The organism is Streptomyces sp. NPDC090741 (assembly GCF_044769045.1).
Lineage (GTDB): Bacteria > Actinomycetota > Actinomycetes > Streptomycetales > Streptomycetaceae > Streptomyces.
This window is the reverse complement of sequence record NZ_JBIVXF010000012.1, coordinates 21,499-33,354: the sequence shown is the minus strand read 5'-3', so window position 1 is coordinate 33,354 and position 11,856 is coordinate 21,499. Positions and strand designations below refer to the sequence as shown.

General features: G+C 73.0%; 7 protein-coding genes. 5 read left to right on the top strand and 2 right to left on the bottom strand.

Annotation, left to right across the window (positions count from 1 at the left end; translation table 11 throughout):
• Positions 1-14 precede the first annotated feature (14 nt).
• The 5 genes from speB to ACIQU4_RS28800 all read left to right on the top strand — a co-directional run bounded on the left by speB (position 15) and on the right by ACIQU4_RS28800 (position 8,869).
• The gene (speB, locus tag ACIQU4_RS28820) at positions 15-995 is read left to right on the top strand and encodes an agmatinase (RefSeq protein WP_403736639.1); all 981 of its coding nucleotides are present in this window, start codon (positions 15-17) and stop codon (positions 993-995) included.
• A gap of 54 nt (positions 996-1,049) precedes the next feature.
• A complete protein-coding gene (locus ACIQU4_RS28815) occupies positions 1,050-2,735 on the top strand; it encodes a thiamine pyrophosphate-binding protein (protein ID WP_403736637.1) in 1,686 nt (561 codons plus the stop codon).
• A 189-nt stretch (positions 2,736-2,924) separates the two neighbouring features.
• A complete protein-coding gene (locus ACIQU4_RS28810) occupies positions 2,925-6,830 on the top strand; it encodes an ABC transporter ATP-binding protein (RefSeq protein ID WP_403736634.1) in 3,906 nt (1,301 codons plus the stop codon).
• A gap of 119 nt (positions 6,831-6,949) precedes the next feature.
• On the top strand, positions 6,950-7,351 hold the full coding sequence (locus ACIQU4_RS28805; RefSeq protein ID WP_403736631.1) for a hypothetical protein: 402 nt from the start codon (positions 6,950-6,952) through the stop codon (positions 7,349-7,351).
• 84 nt (positions 7,352-7,435) lie between these two features.
• Positions 7,436-8,869 carry a S28 family serine protease gene (locus ACIQU4_RS28800; RefSeq protein WP_403736628.1) on the top strand — a complete coding sequence of 478 codons (1,434 nt, stop codon included), beginning with the start codon at positions 7,436-7,438 and terminating at the stop codon, positions 8,867-8,869.
• A 78-nt stretch (positions 8,870-8,947) separates the two neighbouring features.
• Here the strand turns inward: ACIQU4_RS28800 and ACIQU4_RS28795 are convergent, their stop codons facing one another.
• Complete coding sequence (locus ACIQU4_RS28795; RefSeq protein WP_403736626.1) at positions 8,948-10,858, bottom strand: glycoside hydrolase family 3 protein; 1,911 nt, start codon at positions 10,856-10,858, stop codon at positions 8,948-8,950.
• Positions 10,859-10,868: 10 nt separating this feature from the next.
• The gene (locus ACIQU4_RS28790; RefSeq protein ID WP_403736623.1) at positions 10,869-11,825 is read right to left on the bottom strand and encodes a LysR substrate-binding domain-containing protein; all 957 of its coding nucleotides are present in this window, start codon (positions 11,823-11,825) and stop codon (positions 10,869-10,871) included.
• Positions 11,826-11,856 lie beyond the last annotated feature (31 nt).

Genomic DNA, 11,856 nt, shown 5'->3' with positions numbered 1-11,856 from the left:
AAGGGCACACCCCGATGAGCAACGAGCGCACCGAGCAGACGCCGCGCGGACCGGTCGACTCCTCCCGCATCCCGCGCTACGCGGGCCCCGCGACCTTCGCCCGGCTGCCCCGCCTGGACGAGGTCGGCTCGGCGGACGTCGCCGTCGTCGGTGTCCCGTTCGACTCCGGTGTCTCGTACCGTCCCGGTGCCCGCTTCGGCGGCAACGCCATCCGCGAGGCCTCCCGTCTGCTGCGCCCGTACAACCCGGCGCAGGACGCCTCCCCGTTCGCGCTCGCCCAGGTGGCGGACGCCGGCGACATCGCCGTGAACCCCTTCAACATCAACGAGGCCGTCGAGACGGTCGAGGCGGCCGCGGACGAGCTCCTCGGCGCCGGCTCCCGCCTGATGACCCTCGGCGGTGACCACACCATCGCCCTCCCGCTGCTCCGCTCCGTCGCGAAGAAGCACGGCCCGGTCGCGCTGCTGCACTTCGACGCGCACCTGGACACCTGGGACACGTACTTCGGCGCCGAGTACACGCACGGCACGCCGTTCCGCCGCGCCGTGGAGGAGGGCATCCTCGACACCGAGGCGCTGTCCCACGTCGGCACGCGCGGTCCGCTGTACGGCAAGCAGGACCTGGATGACGACGCCAAGATGGGCTTCGGCATCGTGACCTCGGCCGACGTCTACCGGCGCGGCGCCGACGAGGTCGCGGACCAGCTGCGCCAGCGCATCGGCGACCGCCCGCTGTACATCTCGATCGACATCGACGTGCTGGACCCGGCGCACGCGCCCGGCACCGGTACGCCGGAGGCGGGCGGCATGACCTCCCGCGAGCTGCTGGAAATCATCCGCGGGCTGTCCTCCTGCAACCTGGTCTCGGCGGACGTCGTCGAGGTCGCCCCGGCGTACGATCACGCCGAGATCACCTCGGTCGCGGCCTCGCACACCGCGTACGAGCTGACGACGATCATGAGCCGCCAGATCGCTGCCGCCAGGCAGGGCCGATAAGCACAGTGCGGCTTCGAGGACGAAGCAGCACCTGAGAAGGGCGAGTAAGCGCACGTGACGCACGACCACGACCTGGTACTCCGTCCCACCGAGGCCCAGCGGGCGGCCGCCCTCGCGCCGCCGCCGGGGCGGACGGGCGGGGACCTGGTCGTGGAGACGCTGCGCTCGCTCGGCGCCACCACCGTGTTCGGGCTGCCGGGGCAGCACGCGCTCGGCCTCTTCGACGCGGTGGGGCGCTCCGACCTTCGGCTGGTCGGGCTGCGGACGGAGAACAACGCCGCCTTCGCGGCGGATGCGTACGGCCGCATCACGGGCGAGGCGGTTCCCCTGCTGCTCTCGACCGGCCCGGGCGCGCTGATGGCCCTGCCGGCCCTGGCGGAGGCGGCCGCCGCCTCGGCCCCCGTCCTCGCCATCGCCTCGCAGGTCCCGGTGGCGGGCCTGGGCGGCGGCCGGCGCGGGCACCTGCACGAACTGCGGGACCAGTCGGCGTCGTTCCGGGACGTGGTGAAGTCGGTCCACACGGCCCGCACGCCTTCGCAGATCCCCTCCGTGATCGCGGAGGCCTGGGAATCGGCGCTGACGGCTCCGCACGGCCCCGTCTGGGTGGAGATCCCGGAGGACGTACTGCGCGCGGAGACGGTGATCCCGCAGGTCACGGGTGTGGACGCGACCCCGCACGAGCTGGTCCCGCGGCCCGAGCTCACCGCGCTCGCGGCGCACTGGCTGGAGCGGGCCTCCCGCCCCGTGATCATCGCGGGCGGCGGGGTGATCCGCTCGGACGCGGCGGGCAAGCTGCGTCAGCTGGCCGAGCGGCTGAACGCCCCGGTGGTCACCACGTTCGGCGGCAAGGGCGCCTTCCCGTGGACCCACCCGCTGTCCCTCCAGTCCTGGCTGGAGGACCGCCACATGACGGACTTCCTGGAGGACGCGGACGTTCTCCTGGTCGTGGGCTCCGGCCTGGGTGAACTGAGTTCGAACTACCACACCTTCTTCCCGACGGGCCGGGTCGTCCAGATCGACGCGGACCTCGGCAAGCTGGAGTCCAACCACGCGGCCCTCGGCATCCACGCGGACGCCCGCCTGGCCCTCCAGGCCCTCCTGGAGACGGTCTCGGAACGTGAGGACGTACAGGCACCGGAACGCGTGCGCCTGCTCCTGTCGGAGATCGAGGGTCGCCTGTCGACGCAGGACGTGACGCTGGAGCGCGGGCTCCTCACGTCGATCCGCGCGGCGCTCCCCGCCCGCTCCCCGTCCTTCTGGGACATGACGATCCTGTCGTACTGGGCCTGGTCGGCGTTCGACGCGAAGCACCCCAACACGATGCACTCGGCGCAGGGCGCCGGCGGCCTCGGCTACGCCTTCCCGGCGGCCCTCGGCGCCTGCGTCGCGGAACCGGGCACCCCGGTCCTGGCGGTCTCGGGCGACGGCGGCGCGATGTACTCGATCGCGGACCTGGCGACGGCGAAGCAGCACGACCTGGACGTGACCTGGCTGATCGTGGACGACGGCGGCTACGGCATCCTGCGCGAATACATGACGGACGCTTTCGAGGGCCGCACGACGGGCACGGAACTGACCCGCCCGGACTTCGTGGCCCTGGCCGAATCCTTCGGCGTCCCGGCATCGACGACGACTCCGGAAACCCTCCGCGAGGACCTGAAGAAGTCCCTGGCCACCCCGGGCCCCACCCTCCTCGTCCTCCCGGCCACCCTGAAAATGTTCGCCCCGACGCACCTCTAGTTCCGCTGCCGCCTCTGCCCCTGCACGGGCGGCCCCGCCGGGCGCGGCCCAGCCGGCGCAGTCGGAGTCCCCCGGAGGGGTGAAGCCTGCGTGCGGCGTTCGGGCGGCAGTGCGATTGTTGCGGCGGGATGAAATCAGCCGGTCGGGGCGTTGGGGGAGGCGGCAGGACTGACGAACGGGGAGGACCACGTGGCGAAGGCAGCGGGCGAGAAACAGGGCTGGGCGAGGCGGCTCACCGCCTACACCTGGCGGTACCGGACCAATGTGCTGCTCGCCCTCGGGTCCTCACTGGCCGGCATGGCCGTCATGGCACTCGTACCCCTGGTCACCAAGGTCATCATCGATGACGTCATCGGCGACCACACCAAGCCCATGGGCGTCTGGGCCGGGCTCCTCATAGGCGCCGCGGCCCTCGTGTACGTACTGACCTACATACGCAGGTACTACGGCGGCCGCCTCGCGCTCGACGTCCAGCACGACCTGCGCACCGACATGTACGACACCATCGCCCGCCTCGACGGGCGCCGCCAGGACGAGCTGTCCACCGGCCAGGTCATCGGGCGCGCCACCAGCGACCTCCAGCTGATCCAAGGGCTGCTCTTCATGCTGCCCATGACCATCGGGAACTTCCTCCTCTTCGGGATATCCCTCGGGATCATGCTGGCGCTGTCCCCGCTGCTGACCCTCGTCGCGCTGCTCATGGCCCCCGCCCTCTGGTTCATCGCCAAGCGCAGCCGCAAGAAGCTCTTCCCCGCCACCTGGTGGGCCCAGGGCCAGGCGGCCGCCGTCGCCACCGTCGTCGAGGGGGCCGTCACCGGCGTCCGCGTCGTCAAGGGCTTCGGCCAGGAGGAGCAGGAGACCGGCAAGCTGCGCACCGCCGGGCGCCGGCTGTTCGCCGGCCGGATGCGGACCATCCGGCTCAACTCGCGCTACACCCCCGCCCTGCAGGCCGTACCCGCCCTGGGACAGGTCGCCATGCTGGCCCTCGGCGGCTGGATGGCCACCCAGGGGCACATCACCCTCGGCACGTTCGTCGCCTTCTCCACCTACCTCTCCCAGCTCGTCGGCCCCGTCCGCATGCTCGCCATGGTCCTCACCGTCGGCCAGCAGGCCCGCGCCGGCGTCGAGCGGGTCTTCGAGCTCATCGACACCGAGCCGGTCATCGAAGAGGGCACGCAGGAGCTGCCCGCCGACGCCCCCGCCACCGTCGAGTTCGACGAGGTCGGCTTCGGGTACGACCCCCAGCGGCCCGTCCTGGACGGGTTCTCGCTCTCCATCGCCGAGGGCGAGACCGTCGCCGTCGTCGGGGCCTCCGGCTCCGGCAAGTCCACCGTCTCCCTGCTCCTGCCCCGCTTCTACGACGCCGACCGCGGCACCGTCCGCGTCGGCGGGCACGACGTACGCGAGCTGACGTACGACTCGCTGCGCGCCGCCATCGGACTCGTACCGGAGGACTCGTTCCTCTTCTCCGACACCATCCGCGCCAACATCGCGTACGGGCAGCCGGACGCCACCGACGCGCAGGTCGAGGCCGCCGCCCGCGCCGCCCAGGCCGAATCGTTCATCCAGGCTCTGCCCGCCGGGTACGACACCAAGGTCGGCGAGCAGGGGCTCACCCTCTCCGGTGGCCAGCGCCAGCGCATCGCGCTCGCCCGCGCCATCCTCACCGACCCCCGGCTGCTGCTCCTGGACGACGCCACCTCGGCCGTGGACGCCCGCGTCGAGCACGAGATCCACGAGGCGCTGCGCGCCGTCATGGCAGGCCGCACCACCCTGCTCATCGCCCACCGCCGCTCCACGCTCGCGCTGGCCGACCGGATCGCCGTACTCGACCGCGGGCGGCTCTCCGACATCGGTACGCACGAGGAACTGGAGCGCCGCTCGCCCCTCTACCGGCGCCTGCTCACCGACCCGGACGCGCTCGGCGCCGGCTCGCCGCGCACCGCCGACTCGCCCGCGATGGCCGAGTTCGAGCGGGACATCGAGGGCAAACTGGAGCGGGACATCGAGCTCGAAGCCGAGATCGACTCCGAGCCGGTCAACGCCAAGCGGCGGGTCGCGGACGGGGTGACCCCCGAGCTCTGGCGCCGCCAGGAGGAACAAGAGGAAGAGGACGCGGAGTCCGCCGCCGCGAACACCGCCGGAACCGGAGCCCCTGGGACCGGAGCCCCTGGGACCGGAGCCCCTGGGACCGGAGCCCCTGGGACCGGAGCCCCCGGCGCCTCCGTGGCCGGCGCCGTCGCCGGCATGCCGGCCACCCCCGAACTGCTCGCGCAGGTGGCCGCCCTGCCGCCCGCCGACGACGAGCCCGCCGTGGACGAGGACCGCGCGGCGGCCGCCGAGAAGAGCTACAACCTGCGCCGCCTGCTCCAGGGCTTCTGGGCGCCCCTCGCCATCAGCCTCGGCCTCGTCGCCGTCGACGCCGGCTCCGGGCTGCTGCTCCCGATCCTGATCCGGCACGGCATCGACAAGGGCGTCGAGCAGGCCGCCCTCGGCGCCGTCTGGGTGGCCGCCGCCCTCGCGCTCTGCGTGGTCGTCGCACAGTGGGCCGCCCAGTTCGCCGAGACCCGGATGACCGGGCGCACCGGCGAGCGCGTCCTGTACGCCCTGCGCGTCAAGATCTTCGCCCAGCTCCAGCGCCTCGGCCTCGACTACTACGAGCGCGAGCTGACCGGCAAGATCATGACCCGGATGACCACCGACGTGGACGCCCTGTCCACCTTCCTGCAGACCGGGCTCGTCACCGCCGTCGTCTCCGTCTTCACCTTCTTCGGCATCCTGATCGCCCTGCTCGTCCTCGACGTCGAGCTCGCGCTGATCGTCTTCGCCACCCTCCCCGTGCTGGTCATCGGCACGATCGTGTTCCGCCGCAAGTCGGTCGCCGCGTACGAGCTCGCCCGCGACCGGGTCAGCCTGGTCAACGCCGACCTCCAGGAGTCCGTCTCCGGGCTGCGCATCGTCCAGGCCTTCCGCCGCCAGCGACTCGGCGCCGCCCGGTTCGCCGAGCGGAGCGACTCGTACCGCCAGGCCCGGGTGCGCGGCCAGTGGCTGATATCCGTCTACTTCCCCTTCGTGCAGCTGCTGTCCTCCGGGGCCGCGGCCGCCGTGCTGGTCGTCGGCGCGGGCCGGGTCGAGGCCGGCACCCTCACCACCGGCGCGCTGGTGGCGTACCTGCTCTACATCGACCTGTTCTTCGCCCCCGTCCAGCAGCTCTCCCAGGTCTTCGACGGCTACCAGCAGGCCACCGTCTCGCTCGGCCGGATCCAGGGGCTGCTGCGCGAACCCACCAGCACCCCCCGCCCGGCCGACCCGCGTGCGGTCGAGGAGCTGCGCGGCGAGATCGCCTTCGAGGACGTGCGGTTCGCCTACGGCACCGCCGAGGAGCGCGGCGAGAAGGGCGAGGCGCTGGCCGGAATCAGCCTGCGGATACCCGCCGGCCAGACCGTCGCCTTCGTCGGCGAGACCGGCGCCGGCAAGTCCACGCTGGTCAAGCTCGTGGCCCGGTTCTACGACCCGACCTCGGGCCGGGTCACCGCCGACGGCGCCGACCTGCGGGAGCTCGACCTGACGGCGTACCGCCACCGGCTCGGGGTCGTCCCCCAGGAGCCGTACCTCTTCCCGGGGACGGTCCGCGACGCCATCGCCTACGGGCGGCCCGAGGCGGGCGACGCCGAGGTGGAGGCCGCCGCCCGCGCGGTCGGCGCCCACGACATGATCGCCACCCTCGAAGGCGGCTACCTGCACACCGTCGCCGAGCGGGGCCGCAACCTCTCGGCCGGCCAGCGCCAGCTGATCGCGCTGGCCCGCGCCGAACTCGTCGACCCGGACGTGCTGCTGCTCGACGAGGCCACCGCCGCACTCGACCTGGCCACCGAGGCCCAGGTCAACCAGGCCACCGACCGGCTCGCCGGCAAGCGCACCACCCTCGTGGTGGCGCACCGGCTGACCACGGCCGCGCGCGCCGACCGCGTCGTGGTCATGGACCGCGGCCGGGTCGTGGAGGACGGCACCCACGCCGAACTCGTGGCCCGCGGCGGCCGCTACGCCGAACTGTGGCGCACCTTCGTGGGCGAGGACGAACGCGCCGCCGCCTGACCCCGCGCCGCCGGCCCGACCCGGCCCGCAGACCCCCCGGCTCTTGCTGCGAGCAACCTTCCGGGGGTTCTGTGCGTCGTACGTGCGTACGTGTCACGTACGACCGATCGGGGGACAGGGTGGAGCACGGGCGGAAGGGGCGCGGCCGGGGGGCCGCGTCGGCGAGGGTGTTCGCGGCGGGGCTGATGCTGTGCGTCGGCGGGCTGCTCGCGGCGCCTTCGGCGCACGCGGCGACCGGTGGCTGCGGGGGCGACCTGGTCAGGACGCTGTCGCTGCCGACGGGCGAGGTGCGCGTCTACAAGAGCCGTACGCAGGCCTGCGCGGTGACCGTCGCCCACGACCCGGGCCGGCGCCGGGCGATGGCGGTCAGCATCCAGCCGCGCGGCGGGGTTCCGGTCCGCGACGCCGGGCAATTCACCCGATATGCCGGAGCTGTCACCGTCGGTGCGATCAGCCGCTGCGTGTATGTAAAGGGGAGCATCGAGGCCGGATCTGTCGATTCCGGCTGGATTCTGTGCTGATCAAGCGTCCCAACTAGGTCTGGTCAGCGGCGCATTGACCCCGCTAGGTTCACGGGCGACCGAAGTGAACTCAGGGGAGGGTGAATGCGCAAGACGCTCGGCTGGCTGCTGTCGCTCGTGGTGCTGATCGGCACCATGGGCGCAGCCGGCTTCACGGCCCAGGCGGCCACCGCCGCGGGGCCGTCCGCCGCGACGGACATCAAGGACGAGATCCTCGCCATTGCGGGGATGAGTCTGATCGAGGAGAAGGAGTACCCCGGGTACCGCTTCTTCATACTGAACTACGAGCAGCCGGTCGACCACCGGAACCCGTCGAAGGGCACCTTCAAGCAGCGCCTCACCCTGCTGCACAAGGACGTCTCCCGGCCCACGGTCTTCTACACCTCCGGCTACAACGTCAACACCAGCCCGCGCCGCAGCGAGCCGACGACCATCGTCGACGGCAACCAGGTGTCGCTGGAGTACCGGTTCTTCACGCCCTCCCGGCCCGATCCGGCCAACTGGGCGAACCTGGACATCTGGCAGGCCGCCAGCGACCAGCACCGCATCTACACCGCCCTGAAGAAGGTCTACAAGAAGAACTGGCTGGCCACGGGCGGCAGCAAGGGCGGTATGACGGCGACCTACTACGAGCGCTACTACCCGCGCGACATGGACGGTGTCGTCGCGTACGTCGCGCCCAACGACGTCGTCAACAAGGAGGACTCGGCGTACGACCGGTTCTTCAACAAGGTGGGCACCAAGGAGTGCCGCGACAAGCTGAACGCGGTGCAGCGCGAGGCGCTCGTACGCCGTGAGCCGCTGGAGGCCAAGTACGCGGCCGCCGCCGCCGAGAACGGCTGGACCTTCACCACCGTCGGCAACCTCGACAAGGCCTACGAGGCCGTCGTGCTCGACTACGTGTGGGCCTTCTGGCAGTACAGCCTGCTGGCCGACTGCGCCTCCATCCCGGCCGCGGCGACCGCGAGCGACCAGGAGATCTGGGACTCGATCGACACGATCTCCGGGTTCTCGGCCTACGCCGACCAGGGCGTGGAGACGTACACGCCGTACTACTACCAGGCGGGTACGCAGCTCGGTTCGCCCGACATCAAGCAGCCGCACCTGGGGGGCCTGAGCCGCTACGGCTACCAGCCGCCGCGCAACTTCGTGCCCCGTGACATCCCGATGACCTTCCAGCCGGGGGTCATGGCGGACGTCGACAACTGGGTGAAGAACAACGCGAACCAGATGCTGTTCGTGTACGGGCAGAACGACCCGTGGGGTGCCGAACCGTTCCACCTCGGCTACGGGGTGCGCGACAGCTACGTGATGATCGCGCCGGGCGCCAACCACGGGGCCAACGTCGCCAAGCTCCTGGACGGCGAGAAGGCGCTGGCCACGCAGAAGATCCTGCAGTGGGCCGGGGTCGCCCCGGCCGCCGCGCTCGCCGACGCGGGCCGGGCGACGCCGCTGGCGAAGCCCGACGCGGTGCTCGACCAGAAGGACGTGGAGCGCGAGCCGCAGCTGCGGCCGTAGCTCCCCGGTAGGGCCCGAGGGGCCACGGGAGAGGTAGTACGGCCAGTACCAGGCGTACTCAGTCGTACTAGGTCGTACTCAGTCGTACGACAGCCCGTGGCCCAGCGGGTAGCGGCCCGGCACCGGGACCGGGAGGCGGCCCGAGGGCCGTACCGCCCCGGTGACCACCCGGGCCGCCGCCCGCATCTCCACGTCCGTCCAGGTGTACGTCGCCAGCTCCGCCGCGCAGGTGGGCAGCCGGGCGGGGTCGTACGGATTGCGGATCGCCACCACGACCACCGGCACCCCGGTGGCCAGCAGCTCCGTGACCAGCGTGCGCTGCGGATCGTCCCCCTCGGCGACGTTGTACGTGCACACCAGTACCGCCGCGTTGCCGGGAGCCGCGGCAACCGCCCGGGCGGGCGGTGCGGCCGTCGCCCGGCAGCCCAGGGCGGCCAGCTCCCGGGCCAGTACCGCGGTAGGGGGCCCCGTCGTACCGCTGGGGGAGGCGGGGTCGGTCCCGGTGACCAGCACCCGGGGCGCGGCCGACGGGTCCAGCGGCAGCAGCTTGACGGGATTGGCCAGCAGGGTCGTCGTACCCGCCGCGATCTCGTCGGCGGCCGTCAGATGCGCCGGGATCCCCACCAGCGCGTCCGTCCGCCCTGCGGCGGTGTGCGCCGCGTCGAACAGGCCGCGGCGGGCCTTCAGTTCCAGGATCCGCAGCACCGACTCCTCGATCCGGGCCTGCGTCAGCTCGCCCGCCTCGACGGCCGCGAGCACGCTGCGGTGCGCGAGGCCCAGGTCCGGCGGGTTCAGCAGCTGGTCGCAGCCCGCCTTCAGGGCCAGTACCGGGACCCGGTCGTCCCCGTACTTCTGGCGTACCCCGGCCATGTCGAGGGCGTCGGTGACCACCACCCCCCGAAAGCCCAGGCGTTCGCGCAGGATGCCGGTCACGATCGGCCCGGAGAGGGTCGCCGGGTCCCCCGAAGGGTCGAGCGCGGGGAAGACGATGTGCGCCGTCATCACGGCGTCCACGCCCGCCTCCACCGCAGCCCGGAAGGGGGGCTCGTCCAGCTCCTCCCACTGGGCCCGGCTGTGCCGCATCACCGGCAGCCCGACGTGGCTGTCGGTCTCCGTGTCCCCGTGGCCCGGGAAGTGCTTGGCGGTCGCGGCCACTCCGGCGCCCTGGTAGCCGCGGACCTGGGCGGCGACCAGGGCCGCCACGGCCTGCGGGTCGGAGCCGAAGGACCGTACGCCGATCACCGGATTCGCCGGGTTGACGTTCACGTCGGCCACCGGCGCGTAGTCCTGCCGGATGCCCATCGCGGCCAGCTCGGCGCCCGCGATGCGCGCCGCCCGGCGGGCCTCGGCGGTGGCCGCGGTATCGCCCGTATTACCCGTACTGCTACCCGTACCGTCGGCGCCGTGCCGCGCCCCCAGGGCCATCGCCCCCGGCAGCAGCGTCGCGGGCTTGCCGATGCGAGCCACGGCGCCGTGCTCCTGGTCCGTGGAGAGCAGCAGCGGGACGCCGGAGCCGGTCCCGGCCGCCGCCCGCTGGAGGGCGGCCGACAGCTCGGCGATCTGCTGCGGGCCCCGCGTGTTGTGGGCCCAGGAGAAGTAGATGATCCCGCCGAGGTGGTAGCGGGAGACCAGCTCAGCGGCCGTGCGCACCCCGAACAGCTTCAGGTTCTGCTCGGCGTCCGCCGGATCCGGATCGGTCGCCGAATGCCCGTACGCGCGGGACACGAAGAGCTGCCCGACCTTCTCCGCCAGGCTCATCCCGGCCACCAGGCGGCGCAGCGCGGCCCGGTCGGGCGCCCGGCCCGGCGGCCGGTCGCCGGGGCGCCCGTCGTCGGAGTGCCCGTCGCCGGAGTGCCCGTCGTCGGGGCGCGGCCGGCCGCCCTCGCCGCCCGGGTCGCCGACCGCGGCGTACGAGGCCACCCCGGCGGCCGTGACGGCGGCGATGGCGGCTGCGGTGAGCAGGGACCTGCGGGACGCGTGGTACGACACGGGCCGGACCCTACTGCCGGGCTGCGCGAAGGCCGCCGCGGACACTCGGGAGGTCCCCCGGAAGGGGTGCCGCGTACGCCCAGTGCTCCTGCAGGGTCCGTACGGCCTCGGTGATCGCCGGCCGGCGGGCCGCCCCCGCGCGCCACACGGCGTACAACCTGCGTACGGGGCCCGGTTCCAGCGGTACGGCCACCGCGCCCGGCGGCAGCGCCCCGGTGCCCAGCCGGGGTACGACGGCCACCCCGAGCCCGGCCGCGACCAGCGCGACGATGGTGTGGTTCTCCTCGGCCACATGCGCGATGTCGGGCTCGAACCCGGCGGTGCGCAGCGTCCGCATCAGCCAGTCGTGGCAGACCCGGCCGGGCGGCTGGCAGACCCAGCGCTGGCCGCCGAGGTCTGCCCGGCGGATGACCGCCCGCTCGGTGAACGGGTGGTCCCGGGGTACCACCAGGTCGCAGCGGTCGTCCCCGATGACCGCCTGCTCGACGCCCTCCGGGGCCGGCAGCGGGGCGATGTCCCAGTCGTGGGCCACCGCCAGATCGGTGACCCCCCGGGCCACCAGGTCCACCGAGAGGTGGGGGTCGACCTCGGTGAGGCGTACGTCCAGCGCGGGGTGCCGGCGCGCGAGATCGGCGAGCGCCCCTGGCATGAGCCCGCGCGCCGCCGACGCGAAGGCGGCCACGGTCAGCAGCCCGCTCGGCTGCCCGCGCCGCTCCTCCAGGGTGGTCTCGGCGCGCTCCACGATCGCCAGCAACTCCTGGGCGGTCTCGGCGAGGTGCCGGGCCTCCTCGGTGAGCGCGACCCCGCGTCCGCGCCGCTCCAGCAGCGTGGTCCGGGTCTCCCGCTCCAGCTTGGCGATCTGCTGGGACACGGCGGAGGGGGTGTATCCGAGGGCGGCCGCCGCGCCCGCGACCGAGCCGTGGACGGAGACGGCGTGCAGGGCGCGCAGCCGGGAGAGGTCGAGCATGCGGCCCATCGTAGGCACCCCCGGCGCGCAG